A 17,143-nucleotide genomic window follows, 5' to 3' on the forward strand; every position below is an offset into this window, starting at 1 on the left:
CCCCGATGAATTTCTTCAGGACGGCTCTTGCCGCGGCAGCCATCGCTGCCGTCTCGCTCACCTCCGGCTCGGCCTTCGCCGACAAGCTGCAGGACATCCTCAATGCCGGCAAGGTGCGCATCGGCGTGCTTGCCGACTCCGCCCCCTGGGGCTTCCGCGACGGTGAGGGCAAGCTCACCGGCTTCGACGTGGAGCTCGCCAATCTCGTTGCCGCCGATCTCGGCGTCGATCTGGAGATCGTCGAGGTGACGGGCGCGGCCCGCCTGCCGAGCCTCCTGTCCGACCAGATCGACGTGCTCGTCGCCGCCGCCGGCGCCACCCCTGAGCGCGCGCAGCAGGTGATGTTCACCTCGCCCTATGTCGCCGTGCAGCTCGGCGTCTACGGCAAGGCCGGCACCCCGACCTATTCGAAGCCCGCCGAGCTTTCCGGCAAGTCGATCGCCGTTGCCCGCGGCACCACGCTCGACGTCTGGCTGACCGACAACGTGCCGGATGCGAACCTCGTCCGCTTCGAGGACGCAGCCAGCGCGCTCGCCGCCTTCTTCGCCGGCCAGACCGAGTACTTCGCCGAGAACAGCGCCATCGCGCTCAACGCGTCCGGCTCGGCCGACGTAGAGCTGAAGTACCTGATCCGTCAGTCGCCGGCCCACGCCGCCGTTCGCCACGGCGAGCACAACCTGCTGCAGTGGCTGAACACGGACCTGTTCTTCAACCGCCTGAACGGCAAGCTCGAGGCTCTGCAGGTCAAGTGGTTCAAGGAAGCGACGCCGCTTCCCAACATGTGAGTTCCTCCCGGACGGGCGGGATCGCGTCCCCAGTGGCGTGGTCTCGTCCGTCCGGGCGTTCCAGTCGTTCGACAGTCACGGAGTAAAGTCGATGATCAAGCGTTTCCAGGTTGGCCCGCGCATGTCCCAGGCCGTCGTCTCGGGCGGCCATGTCCACATTGCCGGCCAGGTGGCCGACAACCGCAAGGGCAGCCTTCAGGAGCAGACCCGCGAGGTCCTGGCCAAGATCGACGCGCTTCTGGCTGAGGCCGGCAGCGACCGCTCGCGCCTCGTCGCCGTGACCGTCCTCCTGCCGCATATCATCGACTTCGACGCGATGAACGCCGTCTACGACGCCTGGATCGATCCGGCCAATCCGCCGGCGCGGGCCTGCTACGAGGCGCGTCTCGCCGATCCGGACCTTCGCGTCGAGATGACCGCGATCGCCGCCCTTTGATCCTTCCCTCCCAGGCCGGGCGACCATGCACACTGGCGTTTTCCACGATCTCGACCTGACGGCGCAGGGCCGGCGGCTTGCCCGCCTGTCCGTTCCGTTCTCGATCGACCGCTCGCCCTACTTCCAGGCGAAGATCCCTGTCGTGCGCCTGCGTAACGGCGAGGGACCGCGCATCCTGCTGATGGCCGGCAACCACGGCGACGAATACGAGGGCGAGATCCTGCTTGCGCGCCTTGCTCGCGAGCTGGCGCCCGAGCGCATGCGCGGCGAAGTCACCATCATTCCCTTTGCCAATGCGCCCGCCGTCATGGCGGCGCGGCGGCGCTCGCCGCTCGACGAGGGCAATCTCAACCGCTCCTTTCCCGGCGACCCGCAGGGCACGCCGACGGCCCGCATCGCGCATTTTCTCGAGCACGAGCTGTTCCCCCTCCACGACGTGGTCTTCGACCTGCATTCGGGCGGCACCTCGATGGAGCACCTGCACTGCGCGCTGATCGAGCGCCAGGGACCCCCGGAACGCTTCGCTGCCGCCATGCGACTGATGCGGGCGACCGGGCTCCCCTACGGCTTCGTCGCGGAGAACGGCGCGGCAGCACCCACCTCCATGGCGGCGGCCGCGCGGGCCGGGGCCATCGGCCTCAGCGGCGAGTTCGGCGGCGGCGGCACGGTCACGGCCGACTCCATGCAGGCGACGGCCTGCGCCATCGACAACGTGCTGATCGAGCTGGGCGTCATCGACGCTCCGCTGCTGTCCCGTAAGCCCTTGGCGCGCAAGGAAATGACCGTGCTGGCCCTTGAAAGCCACGCACAGGCGATCTATGCGGTTCGGCGGGGCTGGTTCGAGCCCGCGGTGGCGCTGGGCGACAGGGTCGAGGCCGGCGATCTCGCCGGCTGGTACCATGATTTCGAACGGCTGGACCTGCCGGAGGAGGAGCTGCGCTTCGCTCGGCCGGGTATCGTGCTGTCGCGGCGATTGCATTGCGACAGCCAGGCCGGCGATTGTCTCATGCAGGCGGCGCGTCCCCTGCGGGAGGACGAAGTGATCTGACGCGCGGGAGAGCGGAGCAGCATGGCGGAAGCGACCGACCTGACGGCACATACCCATGATGCCGTTCTGCGCCTTTCGCCCGACAGGCCGGAGGGCGCTGCCGCCCGTCCTGCCCGCCCGCCGCGCATCGAGGACGTCGCCCGCCAGGCTGGCGTCTCGCCGATCACCGTTTCCCGCGCCCTGCGCACGCCCGACATGGTCTCGCCGAAGACCCGCGACCGCATCCTGCAGGTGGTCGAGGCCACCGGCTACTGGTCCAACCCGCATGCCTCGGCCCTGCGCTCGGGCCGCTCCAGCATCGTCGCGGCCTTCGTGTCCAACCTCCTCAGCCAGCAATACAGCCAGGCGGTGCGCGCCTGCGCCCGGGTGGTGGAGCAGCACGGCTATCAGCTGATGGTCGGGCAGACCTCCTATTCCTATTCGCGGGAACTCAGCGCCATCCAGTCGCTGCGCTCGCTACGGCCTGCCGCGGTTTTCTTCACCGGCGTCATCGAGCTGGAGGAAAACCGCGACCTGCTGCGCGAGCTCGATATCCCGATCGTCGAAAGCTGGGCCTATCCGCCCGATCCGCTCGACATGCTGGTCGGCTTTTCCAACACCGACGCCGGCCGGCTGGCGGCAAGCCATCTGGTCGGGCGCGGCTACCGGCGTCTTGCTTTCATGGGCCGCAGCGGCGGCCGCGGCGCGCTGCGCCTTTCCGGCTTTGCCGAGCGCGCGGCGGAGCTGGGAGCGGAGATCGTCGAGACGATCCGGGTGGAGCAGGTGGACAGCGTCATCGACGGGCGCCGTGCCTACCGAACCCTTCTGGAGGGCGGGCGCAGCTTCGATGCGATCTTCTGCGCCAACGACCTTCTCGGCCTTGGCACGCTGCTGGAAGCGCGGCAGCAGGGACGGCGCATCCCCGACGATCTGGCCCTGCTGACCTTCGGCGACAACGACCTTGCCGGGGAGCTGTCGCCGCGCCTGTCAACCATCTCCTTCGACAGCCATGCCATGGGCACCCGGGCGGGCGAGATGATCGTCGACCGGCTGGATCCGCGCAGCGATGGCGTCCTCGTCTCCAGCCTCTGCCTCGACCTGGAACTCATCCCCGGCGAAACGACTTGACCAGAAGTGAAACCTAAACGGTGAGCGTGCCGTCGCGCAGGCGCACGAAATAGTCGTCCTTGCCGATCTGGCCGCCCTTGAGGATCAGTTCGACGCCCGGCTCCCCGTCGGCGCCATGGGCGTTGCAGACCGGCGAGCCGGGGCTGTCGGAGATCGGATGACGCAGGGTGAGGGCGTGAATGTCGAGCGCGCCGAGCGCATGGCTCGACGTGTCGCCGCCGGCCACCGCCACGCGCGCAAGCCCGTGACGCGCCAGCAGCGCGGCCAGCAGCCGGCCGAGCGCCTCGCCCACCGCATCGTCGCCGCCCTGATCCTGACCGCTCGCCACCACGCTGGACTGGCCGAGCGCGGTGTAGACGAGCGGGCTCCCGCCGGAAGACAGCACGTCCTCGGCACGGGCCAGCACCGTTTCGAACGCCGCCTCGCGCCCCTGGCCGGAGGCCAGCGCCGAATAGTCGATCTCGATGCCGGTAAAACCGGCGCCGAGCGCTGTGCGGATCTGCCGTTCGGTCGTCGGCGAGCAGCTCCCCGAGACGACCGCCATCCGCTCCTGCCGCGCCAGCGGTTCGAACCGCATGGGGCGCACTCCGGCCTCGCTCTGTCGCCACGCCTCCAGCAGCGCATATTCGATACCGGAGGAGCCGAAGACCAGCGGTCCGTTCCGTCGGGCGGCGTCTTCGAGAGAGGCGCCGGCGGCGGCCTGCGAGGCCTTGTCGAAGACATCGATCAGCACGATGCGGGCTTCGTCCGACGGAACCTGCCCCAGAGCCGGATCGGTCGGGCCGACAAGGGCGGACGGCAGGGAAGTCTGGGCGGCAAGATGCAGCAGCAGATCGGCCTCGCCCATCGGCGTTGCCGGATGGTTCGCCATCACCGGGTGCCTGTCGATGCGGTGCAGCGTGTCGCGCCAGGCGGCGAAGAGATGGCCGGCGAACGTATAGCGTCGCAATTGCGGCGCGCCGACGACGAGCGCCAGTCGGTGCTGGCCGAAGGCGGCAAGGCCGATTTCCATCGCCCGGCCGATGGAGCCGCGATGGGGCGCGCTGTCGAAGGTCGAGCAGACCTTGTAATGGCAAAAGCGCGCGCCGAGCGACTTCAGCCAGGTGAACACCTGCGGCAGCTCGGCGTCCATCCAGTCCGGCGACCGGCTGCGGCTGGTGCCGGCAAGGCCCATGGCGCGGCAGCCGGCAAAGCGCGCCAGCAGGGCCTCGTCCGGCCTGCGGGTGAACAGCACGGTCTCGACACCGTTGGAGGTCAGAGCCTCCATCACGTCGGTCGAGCCGGTGAAGTCGTCGCCATAATAGGAGAGCAGCAGATCGCCGGCCATCAGCGCTTGTCCTTGAACAGGGAAAGGGCGGCGGCGAGCTCGGGATGCGTCCGGGCGTGAGTGTCGAGGTCGATGCCGGACATCGCCGCATCCGCCGCCTGGCGCAGGCTCGCCACGCCGCCGGCAATGCCGTGCGGATGGCCCATGATGCCGCCGCCGGCACAGTAGAGAAAGTCGGGCGAGCCGACCGCCGCATGGGTGCCGGCGACCTGCGCCGCGGTCTGTCCGGAGGAAAAGACCGGCAGCGCCTCGAAGCCCGGCAGGCCGTCCCCGAACAGCGGCGCACCGACGGCCCTGGCCGAAGCGATCACCGAGGCATCGCTCTCGGAGAACTTGTTGGTCAGTCCGTTGACATGCAGATGGTCGGCGCCGGCGATGCGCCAGAACTTCTGCCAGGCCTCATAGGCGATGCCGATGTCGGGCGAGCGCGAGAACAGGCCCCAGCCGTTCCGGTGGCAGTGCAGCGGCAGGCTGGCATGGCGGCGAATGGCGCCGAGACCGGCAAGCCCGATCGAGTGCAGGCTGACCATGATGCAGGTGCCGCCGCGCGCTGCCACGTGGTCGGCCCGCCGCTTCATCTCGTCGATCTCGCCGGTGATGTTGAAGGCGACCATCGCCTTGCGGCCGTTGCGCTGCGCATGATCTTCGACCACCCGCATCACCGCATCGACGCGGGCCTCGAACGGGCAATGCGGGCCGTCGGCCTGCAGCTCGTCGTCCTTGATGAAGTCGATGCCGCCGGCAACCAGCTGTTCGACCATCGCCGCCGTCTCGTCGGGGCTCAGGCCGACGCTCGGCTTGATGATCGTGCCGATCATCGGCCGGCCCTCGACACCGGCAAGGCGCCGCGTGCCCTCAACCCCGAAGGCGGGGCCCGGATAGGCGGCAGCAAAGCTCGGCGGGAAGGTGATGTCGAGAAGGCGCAGCGCCGACACCTCCGCCAGCTCGAACAGGTTGCCGGCGACCGTCGCCAGCACGTTGGTCAGCGAGGGGCCGAAATTCTCCAGCGGCCAGGACAGCACCATCTCGCCGCGGCGGTAGCGGTCCGAACGGATCCGGCAGGGCAGGGCCGGGGTCGGCGAGTTTCCCGTTTCCACAATGCTTTCGATGCGCGCGCCGGAGCGCTCGCGCAGTTCATCGGTCTCGCCCGGCAGGCGCAGGAAAGTGCCGCAGGACTGCTCGCCGGCGATCACCGCCGCGGCATCCTCCAGCGGCAGCGGGCTCTCCAGTTCGTAGCGTGCGTAAAGCCGTTCCATCTGCCGCGTCCCCTCTCGCATCCCTGCCGTGCACCGGCATTCGGTGACAGGTTCGATATCATCTCATCATACCAGTTGACAACATGATGTTTGGCGGGTTTCATCGCCGCCAAACAGGAGGCCGACTGATGAAGATTGCTTTGCTTGGCGCCGGCGGAAAGATGGGCGTGCGTCTTGCCACCAACCTCAAGGGCTCACGCTACGAGGTCGCGCATGTGGAAATCGGCGAGGCCGGACGCGCCCGCCTGCGCGAGACCCTCGGCGTCGAATGCGTCGACATGGACGCCGCCCTTGCCGGGGCCGGTGCCGTCATCCTCGCCGTACCGGACACGGCGATCCAGGCGGTCGCGGCAATCGTCGTGCCGAAGCTGGATCCCGGCACGCTGGTGATGGCGCTCGATGCGGCCGCGCCCTTTGCCGGCCATTTCCCGGAGCGGGCGGACGTCACCTATTTCGTCTCCCATCCCTGTCACCCGCCGATCTTCAACGACGAGACCGAGATGGCCGCCAAGCGCGACTATTTCGGCGGTGTTGCCGCGAAGCAGGCCATCGTCAGCGCCCTGATGCAGGGGCCGGAGGAGCACTACGCGGTCGGCGAGGAGATCGCCTGCACCATTTACGGTCCGATCTTGCGCTCGCACCGGGTCACGGTGGAGCAGATGGCGCTGCTCGAGCCCGGCCTGTCGGAAACGGTCTGCGCCACGCTGCTCGTGGTCATGAAGGAGGCGATGGACGAGGTCGTCGCGCGCGGCGTCGATCCGGTCGCGGCCCGCGACTTCCTGCTCGGCCATCTCAACATCCTCGGCGCCGTCGTCATGGGCGAGGTGCAGGGTGCGTTCTCCGATGCCTGCAACAAGGCCATCGCCAACGGCAAGCCGCGCCTGATGCGCGACGACTGGCGCGGCGTCTTCGATCCCCAGGAAATCACCGAGAGCATCCGCGCCATCACCTGACGGCGTTCGGGACGTTTGCGGCTGCCATATAGGCAGCCGCACTCCAGCATTGCTATAGGAGGTGGATGGCCTGGGCGAGGGAGCTGGAATGCGCAAGCGCGGCACGAAAACGGATGAGGGCGACAGGATCGTCAGGCGGAAGCTGTCGGACCAGGTGCTCGAACGGCTGCTGGAGATGATCACCCGCCGCGAGGTCCTGCCCGGCGAGCTGATGCCGTCCGAACGCGACCTGATGGAGCGCTTCGGCGTCGGCCGGCCGGCGGTGCGCGAGGCGCTGCAATCCCTAGACACGATGGGCCTGATCAGCATCTCGCACGGCGAGCGGGCCCGCGTCAGCGCGCTCACCGCCGACACGGTGATCCGGCAGATCGACGGGGTGGCGCGGCTGATGCTGTCCGCCTCGCCGGACAATCTGGAACACCTCAAGCAGGCGCGCCGCTTCTTCGAGATGGGCATGGTGCGCCTTGCCGCGGCCAATGCCACGGCGAACGACATCGCCGAGCTGCGCCGGCTCGTCGACCGCCAGCGTGAGGCGCTGGGCGACGCCGAGGCCTTCATCGCCGCCGACATCGCCTTCCACCGCAAGATCGCCTCCCTTTCGGGCAATCCGATCTTCGCCGCCGTCGGCGATGCCATGCTGAGCTGGTTGTTCAACTACCACTCGGAACTGCTGCTGTGGTCCGGTGGCGAGACGAAGACCCTGGCCGAGCATGCGGTGATCGTCGACCGGCTCGCCACCGGCGACGAGGACGGGGCCGCCGCGGCCATGGGCATCCATCTCGACCGCAGCGACCTGCTCTATCAGCATCGCGAGGATGCCTGAGACGTTTTGTGGAGTTGTAAACTCAATTGACTCATCTGGCGCTTTGCCTCATGGTCGCCGCCGGAAATAAAGACGTCTCGGGAGGTGCTCCATGGGCAGGAATTACGATATCGCGGTGATTGCGGGCGATGGCATCGGCAAGGAGGTCGTGCCGGAGGGCCAGCGGGTGGTGGAAGCGGCCGCGCGGCGCTTCGGCTTTTCGGTGAACTGGAAGGAGTACGACTGGAGCTGCGACTACTACGCCCGCCACGGGCGAATGATGCCGGAGGACGGCGTCGAACAGGTGCGCGGCAGCCATGCGATCTTCCTCGGCGCGGTCGGCTGGCCGAACGTGCCGGACCACATCTCCACCTGGGACCTGATCCTGCGCCTGCGCCGCGAGCTCAACCTCTATGTCGCCCTGCGCCCGGCACGTCTGCTCAAGGGCATCACCTCGCCGCTTGCCGGTCGCGATGCCAAGGACATCGACTTCGTCATCGTGCGCGAGAACTCGGAAGGCGAGTATTCCTCCGCGGGCGGCATTCTCTATCAGGGCACACCGGAAGAACTGGTGATCCAGGAGTCGGTGTTCTCGCGCCGCGCCACCGACCGGATCCTGCGCTATGCGTTTGAGCTGGCACGCACCCGCCGCAACAAGGTCTCGCTGGCCACCAAGTCGAACGGCATCAAGATCGCCATGCCCTATTGGGACGAGCGGTTCGCGGCCGTCGCGGCCGAGTATCCCGACGTCGAGGCGAACAAGTTCCACATCGACATCCTTACGGCGCATTTCGTCAATCATCCGGATTGGTTCGACGTCGTTGTCGGCTCGAACCTGTTCGGCGACATCCTCTCCGATCTCGGTCCGGCGGTCGCCGGCAGCATCGGCATCGCTCCGTCCGGCAACATCGACCCCACCCGTACCAACCCCTCGATGTTCGAGCCGGTGCACGGGTCGGCGCCGGACATCGCCGGCCAGGGCATCGCCAATCCTATCGGCCAGATCTGGGCCGGTGCCATGATGCTGGAGCATCTCGGCGAGCTGGAGGCTGCTCGCGCCATCGAGGCCGCGATCGAGACGGTGCTCTCGCAGGGCGGTCCGCGCACACGCGATCTCGGCGGCAGCGCCGGCACCGTCGAGGCCGGCAAGGCCATCGCCGACGCGCTCGCCTGACCCATCTGCAACCCCGGCCGGCGATCTGTGCCGGCCGGCCCGTTTTCCCGTCACTTTCAGGAGCAAAGCGATGCTCGACAGGACATCCATCACGGCCTTCGGCCACATCATCAACGGCAAGGTCGTCGACCGCGCGGAGAAAGACGGCATCGACGTCGTGGATCCGGCGGACGGCCGGGTTTTCGCCCGCCTGCCGCGCGGCGGCGCGGCCGAGGTCGATCGGGCCGTGGAAGCGGCGCGCGCCGCATTCGAGGGCGAATGGGGCGCCAAGAGCGCTCTGGAGCGCGGCCGCATCCTCATGCGCTTTTCTGCGCTGATCCTCGATCATGCCGAGGAACTCGCCGAGCTGGAATGTCTCGACACCGGCAAGCCGCTCACCCAGGCGCGCAACGACATCACCGCGACGGCCCGCTACTTCGAATATTACGGCTCGGCCGCCGACAAGCACCACGGCGAAACCATCCCCTATTCCAAGGGCATGACCGTTCTGGCGCTGCGCGTACCCCATGGTGTCACCGGCCACATCATCCCGTGGAACTACCCCTCGCAGATCTTCGGCCGCTCGGTCGGCGGTGCGCTGGCGGCCGGCAATGCCTGCGTGGTCAAGCCGGCCGAGGATGCCTGTCTGACGCCGCTGCGTCTGGCCGAACTGGCGCTTGAAGCCGGCCTTCCGGCCGGCGCGCTCAACGTCGTCTGCGGCCTCGGCATGGAGGCGGGCGCAGCGCTCGCCGGCCATACCGGCATCAACCACATCTCCTTCACCGGCTCGCCGCAGACAGGCACGGCCGTGGCGAAGGCTGCCGCGGAAAACCATGTGCCCGTCACGCTGGAACTCGGCGGAAAGTCGCCGCAGATCCTGTTCGCCGATGCGGATCTCGACGCGGCCCTGCCGGTCGTCGTCAACGCCATCGTGCAGAATGCCGGCCAGACCTGCGCGGCCGGCAGCCGCGTCCTCATCGAGCGGTCGATCTATCCGGAGGTGATGAAGCGGCTCGCCGAGCGCTTCGCTGCTCTGAAGGTCGGCCCGGGCATCGACGATCCGGACTGCGGTCCCATCGTCAGTGCCCGCCAGCTGCGCCGGGTCACCGAACTCGTCGAGGCGGCGCTGGCCGACGGCGCGCGCGTTGTCGCTCAGGCGCAGAAGAACCCGGACGCCCCGGAGGGCGGCTACTACTTCCCGCCGATGCTGCTGGACGGTGCGGCGCCCGACAGCCGCCTTGCCTGCGACGAGATCTTCGGTCCGGTTCTAGCGGCCTTCCCGTTCGACGACGAGGCCGAGGCGATCCGCCTTGCCAACGGCACGCCCTACGGGCTGACCGCCTCGGTCTGGACTCAGGACGGCGGCCGGCAGATGCGCTGCGCCCATGCCATCGAGGCGGGTCAGGTCTTCGTCAACAACTATGGCGCCGGCGGCGGCATCGAGCTGCCCTTCGGCGGCATGAAGCGCTCGGGCTACGGCCGCGAGAAGGCGTTCGAAGGCATGGTCAGCTTCACCACCATCAAGACGGTGGTCCTCAAGCACGGCTGAGCCGGGTACGCTGGTACGAGACAGGGCGGGCGGGGCCTTCGGGTTCCGCCCGTTTTCGGTTTGCGGTCCGGTTCGACGGGTCGAAAGAGGGTCAGAAACCGGGGCGGCTGTTCATCATCCGCGTGCGGGCGTGCTCGATGTGATTGCGCATCGCACGCTTGGCCTTGGTGGCCGCGCCCGCCTCGATATGACGGAAGATCTCCTCGTGCTCGGCCTGCACCGCCTCGGCGCGCACGAGCGGCTGGAACTTCACCAAGAAGCGCATCAGGGTCACCGAGCGGGTGACGTCGTATTCCAGCGATTTCAGCGTCTTGACGATGCGCGGGTTGCAGGTGGCGATGGCCACCGCCTCATGAAACGCATAATCGTGGTAATGCATGATCGCGTTGGTGTGCATCGCCTCGGAAAAGCGGTCCAGTGCTTCGCGCAGCCGCTCGATATCCGCCGGCCCGCGCCGCTTGGCGGCGAGATAAGCCGCCTGCGGCTCGACGATCAGGCGCAGCTCGATGCCGTTGAGCATGTCGCCGATGCGCTCCAGCGCATCCCGGTCGTCGTCGTCGCCCACCGCCCGTTCGCGGCTGGCGCCGAGTGCGTTCTGCACATAATTGCCGGAGCCGCGCACCGAGGAGATCAGTCCGTCCTCGCGCAGCTTGTCCAGCGCCTCGCGCAACACGGGCCGCGACACGTCGAACTCGCCGGCGAGCACGTTTTCCGGCGGCAGCTTGGTGCCGGCCGTGATCATGCCGGTGACGATGGCGTGGAACAGGTTCTCGTAGACCCGGTCGGCCAGCCGCTCGGCTTTGCTCTGCTGAAGGTCGGCGAAGGAGAACTCCCCCGACCGCTGTGTCGATGCGGCCTTGTCCATATCTCGACTTATTGGTCAAACCTGCCGTTTGGTCAACATCGTGGGGTGCCGACGCCCTATTGCGGCAATTGCTGGGTACTGTCTTGTTGGTGATCATCATACCAGTTACAGTTAAGTTGTAAAACGTGTTGACTGGATTGCCGATCGCCGCCAAACTCCGCGACCGGTGCAGGAGACACCAGGGAGGATATCGTTATGTTTCGTTTCCGCAGTCTGACAGTCGTGTCCGCCGTTGCCCTTTCGGTGGCGATGAGCGGCAGCGCCTTCGCGCAGACCGTTCTGAACTTCGCGCATTCCACGGCGCAGAATTCCCACTACAGCATGGGCGTCCAAGCCTTCGGCAAGAAGCTCTCCGAGCTCAGCGGCGGCAAGTTCGAGATCCGCGAGCAGGCCGCCGGCGCGCTCGGCGGCGAGCGCGACGTGATCGAGGGCCTGCAGATCGGCTCCGTGGAGCTGACCGTTTCCTCGACCGGCCCGCTCGGCAACTTCGTGCCTGAGGCGCTCGTGCTCGACCTGCCGTTCCTGTTTAAGGACTATGCGGCTGCGCGCGGCATTCTCGATGGCGAGATCGGCCAGGAACTGCTCGACAAGGTCAGCCAGAACAATCTCGTGGCGCTCGCCTGGTCGGAAAACGGCTTCCGCCACGTCACCAACTCCAGTCGTCCGATCAACACCCCGGCCGACCTCGAGGGCCTGAAGATCCGCACGATGGAGAACCCGGTGCACATGGAGGCCTTCCGTGCTGCCGGTGCCTCGCCGACACCGATGGCCTTCCCGGAGGTCTTCGCCGCGCTCCAGCAGAACGTCATCGACGGTCAGGAAAACCCGATCCCGGTGATCACCGCCTCGAAGTTCTGGGAAGTACAGAGCAACCTGACCCTGACCGGCCACGTTTATTCGCCGGCCATCATCCTCGCTTCGCCGAGCCTGTGGGACGGCCTCTCCGATGAGGAGAAGGGCTGGTTCCGCGAGGCCGCCAAGGTCGCCGTCGAGGCGACCCGCGCCAAAGTCGAGGCCGACGAGGCCAACGGCGTTGCCCTGTTGCGCCAGAACGGCATGAACGTGGTGGAGAAGGTCGACCAGGCCGCCTTCCAGAAGGCTGTTGCCCCCGCCTATGACACCTTCAAGGCGAAGTATGGCGACGAGATGCTGAAGCGCATCCAGGCCGCCCAGCAGTAAGGCCCTCCCAAGGCCTCGCCCTCCGGCGTCCCCGGGGTGGCCGTACGCGGCCGCCCCGGCAGGAGTTCGATCATGCAATGGTTCTTCGCTGCCGAGCGCCGGGTAACCCGCGTCGCTCTAGAGCTGTCCATCGTCGCCCTGGCGGTGATCGTCGCTCTCACCTTCTATCAGGTCGTGACGCGCTTCGTGTTCGGGCATCCTTCCGCATGGTCGGAAGTGGCGGCCCGCTCGGCGATGATGTGGATGGTCTTCCTCGGTCTCGCCGCCGCGTTCCGCCAGGGCGCGATGATCGCCGTCGATTTCCTGATCGACGTCGGGCCGAAGCCGCTGCGGCAGGTCCTGACCATCGTCATCGCGATCGCCTCGCTGACGTTTCTCGCCCTGCTGATCTGGTTCGGAACGGCCATGGCGTTCCGCGTTCAGCGGCAGAACCTTGCAGGCCTCGAAGTCAGCATCGCCTGGGTCTATGCGGCCTTGCCGGCCGGTGCCTTGCTGGCCGTGCCCGGGGTCATCGCCCGCACCATCGTCAGCTTCACCGGCCAGGACGACGTGCGGTCCGGCGAACTGAAGGATGTGGAGGGCCAGATATGAACGCGGCTCTGGCCTTTTCGCTGCTGATTCTCTTTGCCGCCGCCGTTCCCATCGGCGTGTCGCTGGTCCTTGCCAGCGCCTTCGGCATCCAGTTCTTCTCGACCGTGCCGCTGCTGCTCGCCGTGCAGCGCATCTTCGCCAGCCTGGATTCTTTCCCGCTGCTGGCTGTTCCGCTGTTCATCCTGTCGGGCAACCTGATGGCGGCTGCGGGCATTTCCGAGCGGCTGGTGGAGCTGGCCAAGTCGATGGTCGGCGGCATCCAGGGCGGCCTTGCCTGCACCTGCGTCGTCACCTGTATGATCTTCGCCTCGGTCTCCGGCTCCTCGGTCGCCACGACCTTCGCGATCGGCGTCATTCTCATTCCGGCCATGGTGCGCCATGGCTATCCGGTCGGCACCGCCGCCGCCATCCAGGCCTCCTCGGCCGAGCTCGGCGTGCTGATCCCGCCGTCGATCCCGCTCATTCTCTACGGCGTTGCGACGGAAACCTCCATCGGCCAGCTGTTCCTGGCCGGCATCGGCCCGGGCATCCTGGTCGCTGCTGCGCTGTTCCTCTACCTGATCGTCCTGTGCCGCGTGAAGGGCTACGGCAAGATGGACGGCGACGGGCGCAAGCCATTCGTCGAGGCCGTGGTGCATGCGCTCTGGGCGCTGCTCATGCCGGTGATCGTGCTCGGGGGCATCTATGGCGGCATTTTCACGCCGACCGAGGCCTCGTCCATCGCCGTCGTCTACGCGCTGTTCGTCGGTCTCTTCGTCTATCGGTCGCTGACGCTCGCCAAGATCTACACGGCGTTGCGCACCTCGGCGATCTCCAGCACGGTGATCATGGTGATCATCGCCGGTGCAGGGCTGTTCTCCTTCCTCGTGACCCGCTCGGGCTTGCCGGCGATCATCGCGGAATGGGTGCAGCAGGTGTTCACCGACCGCATCAGCTTCCTGATGGCGGTGAACGTCTTCCTCTTCATCGTCGGCATGTTCGTCGAGACCTCGGCGGCCATCCTGGTGCTGGCGCCCCTGCTGGCGCCCATCGCCGTCGCCTACGGTGTCGATCCGGTGCATTTCGGCCTGATCATCGTGGTCAACCTGGCGCTCGGCATGTTCACGCCGCCGGTCGGCGTCAATCTCTTCGCCGCCTGTGCGGTGGCGAGGATATCCATCCAGAAGATCATTCCGGCCCTGGTGCCGATGGTGCTGGTGGTGATGGGCTGCGTGCTGCTGGTGACCTACGTGCCGTTCATCTCGCTCGGCCTTGTCGAGCTGTTCTACAGGTAGCGGTGGCGCTGCCTCTTTTCGGGAGACTGCAATGAAACTGAAGGACAAGGTGGCCATCGTCACCGGTGCTGGCGGCGGCTATGGCGAGGGCATCGCCCATTACTTCGCCGAGCAGGGCGCCAAGGTCGTCGTCGCCGACATTCGCGGCGATGCGGCGGAAAAGGTCGCCGGCGATATCGGCGCTGCCGCCGTGGCCTGCACCGCCGACGTCACCAGCAGCGAGTCCACCAAGGCGATGGTGCAGACCGCGCTCGACGCCTTCGGCAAGCTCGACATTCTCGTCAACAATGCCGGCACGACCCACAAGAACCAGTCGATGCTGCTGGTCGACGAGGCGACCTTCGACAAGGTCTATGCGGTCAACGTCAAGTCGATCTACCACGCGGCGATCCACGCGGTGCCGGTGCTGGAAAAGAACGGCGGCGGCGTCATCATCAACATCGCCTCGACCGCCGGCGTGCGCCCGCGTCCGGGCCTGACCTGGTACAACGGCTCCAAGGGCGCTGCCATCGCCATCACCCGCTCGATGGCCGTGGAACTCGCCGACCGCAAGATCCGCGTGTGCGGCATCAACCCGGTGATGGGCGAGACGGGCCTGACCGGCCAGTTCCTGCCGGGCGACGACACGCCGGAGACCCGCGCCAAGATCATCGCCGGCATCCCGCTCGGCCGCATGTCGCGTCCGCTCGACATCGCCAAGGCCTGCGGCTTCCTCGCCTCCGACGAGGCCGAGTTCATCACCGGCGTGTTGCTGGAAGTCGACGGCGGCCGCTGCATCTAGGCACCCATGAACGGCATCCGGCGCCGGCCCGCATCGGGTGGGGCGCCGGATGTCGCATTCGGTCCTGAACGGGCCGACCCCGGCCCCGCCGTCCGCAAGGAGAGAGTGACAATGACGACCTGCCTCATCATCGGTGGCGGCGGCATGCTCGGCCAGGGGCTGGCCGGGGCGCTGACCGCGCGGGGAACCCTCGCCGGCGCTGCCCTTTCGCACCTGACCCTTTTCGATGTCGTTCCGGCTAGAGCGCCGGAGGGCGGCATTCCCGTGTCGGTCGAGACCGGCGACCTGTGCGCGCCCGGCGAGGCGGAACGCCTCGTCTCCGCCCGCCCCGACGTCATCTACCACCTGGCCGCGATCGTCTCCGGCGAGGCGGAGCGCGATTTCGAGAAGGGCTACCGGATCAATCTCGACGGCACCCGCAACCTGTTCGAGGCGATCCGCGCCGAGAACGGGCGCTCGGGCTACTGTCCCCGCGTCGTGTTCACCTCGTCGCTCGCGGTGTTCGGCATTCCGCTGCCCGATGTCATCGGCGACGACTACGTCGTAACCCCGCTGTCGAGCTACGGCACCCAGAAGGCCATCGGTGAGTTGCTGCTCGCCGACTACAGCCGCCGCGGCTTCTTCGACGGCATCGGCCTGCGCCTTCCGACCATCGTCATCCGGCCGGGCAAGCCCAATGCGGCGGCCTCCGGTTTCTTCTCCTCCATCCTGCGCGAGCCGCTCGCCGGCAAGGAAGCCGTGCTGCCGGTCGGCACCGACGTGCGCCACTGGCTGGCCAGCCCGCGCGCGGCCGTCGGCTATCTCGTTCATGCCGGCGATCTCGACACCGCCGCCATGGGCGGGCGTCGCAACATCACGCTGCCCGGCGTCTCCGTGACCGTCGGCGAGCAGATCGAGGCGCTGCGCAAGGTGGCAGGCGACGAGGCGGTCGCCCTGATCCGCCACCAGACCGATCCCGCCATCGAGGCGATCATCTCCACCTGGCCGAAGGCCTTCGACACGCGCCGTGCGCTCGACCTCGGCTTTGCCGGCGATGCCTCCATCGACGCCATCATCACCGCCTATCTCGAGGACCACGCGGGAGCTGCCGCATGAGCGAGACCGGTCCGCTCGTCGTCATCGGCCTCGGCGCCATGGGCCTAGGCATGGCGCGCTCGCTGCTGCGCGCCGGCCTTGCCGTCACCGGCATCGACCGGGAGCCGTCCGCCATGGCTGCCTTCGAGGCGGATGGTGGACGCATCGCCATCGATCGTGCTGCCCGCGACGCGGCGCTTCGCGAGGCCTCTGCCGTCGTTCTCGTCGTCGTCAATGCGGCCCAGACCGAGGCCGTGCTCTTCGGCGAGGATGGCATCGCGCCGCATCTCGCCCCCGGCACCGTGGTCGTCTCCTGCGCCACCTTCGCCCCCGAACATGCCGTGCGCTTCGAGGCGAAGCTTGCCGAAACCGGCCTGCTCTATCTCGACGCGCCGATCTCCGGCGGCGCGGTCCGTGCCGCCGAGGGACGCCTGTCGATCATGGCCTCCGGCACGGCGGATGCCTTCGCTGCCGCCCGGCCCGCGCTCGATGCGATGGCCGAGACGGTGTTCGAGCTCGGCGACCGCGCCGGTCCCGGTTCGGCCATGAAGGTGGTCAACCAGTTGCTTGCCGGCGTCCACATCGCCGCCACCGCCGAGGCGCTGACTTTCGGCGTCGGCCAGGGCATCGAGGTGGCGCGCATGGTGGAGGTAATCTCCCGCTGCGCCGGCTCGTCCTGGATGTTCGAGAACCGCGGGCCTTTCATCGCCGACGGCGACTATCGTCCGCATTCGGCAGTCGATATCTTCGTCAAGGATCTCGGCATCGTCGCCGAGGCGGCCTCCGCCGGCGGGCTCTCCGTGCCGCTGACCGAAACGGCACTCGCCCGATTCCGCGCCGCCCATGACGCCGGCTTTGGGCGGGAGGGCGACGTAGCGGTCGCCAAGATCTATGCCCGCGAGGGCAACGTCGCCCTGCCGGGCGTTCCGGCATCGGGCGGGACTTCCAGCGACAAGGATTGAC

17 protein-coding genes are annotated in these 17,143 nt (G+C 67.6%); 14 read left to right on the forward strand and 3 right to left on the reverse strand.

Annotated features, from left to right (window positions below):
- Positions 1–5: 5 nt before the first annotated feature.
- From MNI96_RS09160 to MNI96_RS09175, 4 genes are all read left to right on the forward strand, one after another.
- Complete coding sequence (locus MNI96_RS09160; RefSeq protein ID WP_249692379.1) at positions 6–785, forward strand: transporter substrate-binding domain-containing protein; 780 nt, start codon at positions 6–8, stop codon at positions 783–785.
- Positions 786–876: 91 nt separating this feature from the next.
- The gene (locus tag MNI96_RS09165) at positions 877–1,221 is read left to right on the forward strand and encodes a RidA family protein (RefSeq protein WP_158194487.1); all 345 of its coding nucleotides are present in this window, start codon (positions 877–879) and stop codon (positions 1,219–1,221) included.
- A gap of 25 nt (positions 1,222–1,246) precedes the next feature.
- The gene (locus MNI96_RS09170) at positions 1,247–2,269 is read left to right on the forward strand and encodes a M14 family metallopeptidase (protein WP_249692381.1); all 1,023 of its coding nucleotides are present in this window, start codon (positions 1,247–1,249) and stop codon (positions 2,267–2,269) included.
- Positions 2,270–2,290: 21 nt separating this feature from the next.
- Positions 2,291–3,376 (forward strand): LacI family DNA-binding transcriptional regulator, encoded by a 1,086-nt coding sequence (locus tag MNI96_RS09175; RefSeq protein WP_249692383.1) that lies wholly within the window; start codon positions 2,291–2,293, stop codon positions 3,374–3,376.
- Between the two features lie 13 nt (positions 3,377–3,389).
- Here the strand turns inward: MNI96_RS09175 and MNI96_RS09180 are convergent, their stop codons facing one another.
- Complete coding sequence (locus MNI96_RS09180; RefSeq protein ID WP_249692384.1) at positions 3,390–4,703, reverse strand: four-carbon acid sugar kinase family protein; 1,314 nt, start codon at positions 4,701–4,703, stop codon at positions 3,390–3,392.
- Complete coding sequence (locus MNI96_RS09185) at positions 4,703–5,959, reverse strand: ribulose-bisphosphate carboxylase large subunit family protein (RefSeq protein WP_249692385.1); 1,257 nt, start codon at positions 5,957–5,959, stop codon at positions 4,703–4,705. Before MNI96_RS09185 ends, MNI96_RS09180 begins: the two co-directional genes overlap by 1 nt.
- Positions 5,960–6,084: 125 nt before the next feature.
- Between MNI96_RS09185 and MNI96_RS09190 the strand changes: the two genes are divergently transcribed.
- The 4 genes from MNI96_RS09190 to MNI96_RS09205 all read left to right on the forward strand — a co-directional run bounded on the left by MNI96_RS09190 (position 6,085) and on the right by MNI96_RS09205 (position 10,416).
- Complete coding sequence (locus MNI96_RS09190) at positions 6,085–6,912, forward strand: phosphogluconate dehydrogenase C-terminal domain-containing protein (protein ID WP_283776428.1); 828 nt, start codon at positions 6,085–6,087, stop codon at positions 6,910–6,912.
- A gap of 88 nt (positions 6,913–7,000) precedes the next feature.
- Entirely contained in the window at positions 7,001–7,735 is a 735-nt protein-coding gene (locus tag MNI96_RS09195; RefSeq protein ID WP_249692387.1) for a transcriptional regulator NanR, read from the forward strand.
- A gap of 91 nt (positions 7,736–7,826) precedes the next feature.
- Positions 7,827–8,888: a tartrate dehydrogenase gene (locus tag MNI96_RS09200; protein ID WP_249692388.1), complete on the forward strand. Its 1,062-nt coding sequence runs from the start codon at positions 7,827–7,829 to the stop codon at positions 8,886–8,888.
- Between the two features lie 70 nt (positions 8,889–8,958).
- Positions 8,959–10,416, forward strand: coding sequence for an aldehyde dehydrogenase family protein (locus MNI96_RS09205; protein ID WP_249692389.1), 1,458 nt, complete (start codon positions 8,959–8,961; stop codon positions 10,414–10,416).
- Positions 10,417–10,507: 91 nt separating this feature from the next.
- On the opposite strand, the gene MNI96_RS09210 is transcribed toward MNI96_RS09205, so the two are convergent.
- Entirely contained in the window at positions 10,508–11,281 is a 774-nt protein-coding gene (locus MNI96_RS09210; RefSeq protein WP_249692391.1) for a FadR/GntR family transcriptional regulator, read from the reverse strand.
- Between the two features lie 195 nt (positions 11,282–11,476).
- On the opposite strand from MNI96_RS09210, the gene MNI96_RS09215 reads away from it, so the two are divergent.
- The 6 genes from MNI96_RS09215 (at position 11,477) to ltnD (ending at position 17,142) form a co-directional block, all read left to right on the forward strand.
- Entirely contained in the window at positions 11,477–12,460 is a 984-nt protein-coding gene (locus MNI96_RS09215) for a TRAP transporter substrate-binding protein (protein WP_249692393.1), read from the forward strand.
- Positions 12,461–12,532: 72 nt separating this feature from the next.
- Positions 12,533–13,051 carry a TRAP transporter small permease gene (locus tag MNI96_RS09220; RefSeq protein ID WP_249692395.1) on the forward strand — a complete coding sequence of 173 codons (519 nt, stop codon included), beginning with the start codon at positions 12,533–12,535 and terminating at the stop codon, positions 13,049–13,051.
- Complete coding sequence (locus tag MNI96_RS09225) at positions 13,048–14,325, forward strand: TRAP transporter large permease (protein ID WP_249692396.1); 1,278 nt, start codon at positions 13,048–13,050, stop codon at positions 14,323–14,325. The genes MNI96_RS09220 and MNI96_RS09225 overlap by 4 nt, the downstream gene beginning before the upstream one ends.
- 31 nt (positions 14,326–14,356) lie before the next feature.
- Entirely contained in the window at positions 14,357–15,106 is a 750-nt protein-coding gene (locus tag MNI96_RS09230; protein WP_249692405.1) for a glucose 1-dehydrogenase, read from the forward strand.
- Positions 15,107–15,217: 111 nt separating this feature from the next.
- The gene (gene denD / locus MNI96_RS09235) at positions 15,218–16,201 is read left to right on the forward strand and encodes a D-erythronate dehydrogenase (RefSeq protein WP_249692406.1); all 984 of its coding nucleotides are present in this window, start codon (positions 15,218–15,220) and stop codon (positions 16,199–16,201) included.
- Positions 16,198–17,142: an L-threonate dehydrogenase gene (ltnD, locus tag MNI96_RS09240; protein ID WP_249692408.1), complete on the forward strand. Its 945-nt coding sequence runs from the start codon at positions 16,198–16,200 to the stop codon at positions 17,140–17,142. Before denD ends, ltnD begins: the two co-directional genes overlap by 4 nt.
- Position 17,143: the final 1 nt, after the last annotated feature.

It is taken from the genome of Stappia sp. WLB 29, from assembly GCF_023507705.1.
Classification (GTDB): domain Bacteria; phylum Pseudomonadota; class Alphaproteobacteria; order Rhizobiales; family Stappiaceae; genus Stappia.

Bases quoted from the DNA above. Each gene is read 5' to 3' on its own strand.
- MNI96_RS09160 (WP_249692379.1), top strand. From the start codon at position 6: ATGAATTTCTTCAGGACGGCTCTTGCCGCGGCAGCCATCGCTGCCGTC.
- MNI96_RS09165 (WP_158194487.1), top strand. From the start codon at position 877: ATGATCAAGCGTTTCCAGGTTGGCCCGCGCATGTCCCAGGCCGTCGTC.
- MNI96_RS09170 (WP_249692381.1), top strand. From the start codon at position 1,247: ATGCACACTGGCGTTTTCCACGATCTCGACCTGACGGCGCAGGGCCGG.
- MNI96_RS09175 (WP_249692383.1), top strand. From the start codon at position 2,291: ATGGCGGAAGCGACCGACCTGACGGCACATACCCATGATGCCGTTCTG.
- MNI96_RS09180 (WP_249692384.1), bottom strand. From the start codon at position 4,703: ATGGCCGGCGATCTGCTGCTCTCCTATTATGGCGACGACTTCACCGGC.
- MNI96_RS09185 (WP_249692385.1), bottom strand. From the start codon at position 5,959: ATGGAACGGCTTTACGCACGCTACGAACTGGAGAGCCCGCTGCCGCTG.
- MNI96_RS09195 (WP_249692387.1), top strand. From the start codon at position 7,001: ATGCGCAAGCGCGGCACGAAAACGGATGAGGGCGACAGGATCGTCAGG.
- MNI96_RS09200 (WP_249692388.1), top strand. From the start codon at position 7,827: ATGGGCAGGAATTACGATATCGCGGTGATTGCGGGCGATGGCATCGGC.
- MNI96_RS09205 (WP_249692389.1), top strand. From the start codon at position 8,959: ATGCTCGACAGGACATCCATCACGGCCTTCGGCCACATCATCAACGGC.
- MNI96_RS09210 (WP_249692391.1), bottom strand. From the start codon at position 11,281: ATGGACAAGGCCGCATCGACACAGCGGTCGGGGGAGTTCTCCTTCGCC.
- MNI96_RS09215 (WP_249692393.1), top strand. From the start codon at position 11,477: ATGTTTCGTTTCCGCAGTCTGACAGTCGTGTCCGCCGTTGCCCTTTCG.
- MNI96_RS09220 (WP_249692395.1), top strand. From the start codon at position 12,533: ATGCAATGGTTCTTCGCTGCCGAGCGCCGGGTAACCCGCGTCGCTCTA.
- MNI96_RS09225 (WP_249692396.1), top strand. From the start codon at position 13,048: ATGAACGCGGCTCTGGCCTTTTCGCTGCTGATTCTCTTTGCCGCCGCC.
- MNI96_RS09230 (WP_249692405.1), top strand. From the start codon at position 14,357: ATGAAACTGAAGGACAAGGTGGCCATCGTCACCGGTGCTGGCGGCGGC.
- denD (WP_249692406.1), top strand. From the start codon at position 15,218: ATGACGACCTGCCTCATCATCGGTGGCGGCGGCATGCTCGGCCAGGGG.
- ltnD (WP_249692408.1), top strand. From the start codon at position 16,198: ATGAGCGAGACCGGTCCGCTCGTCGTCATCGGCCTCGGCGCCATGGGC.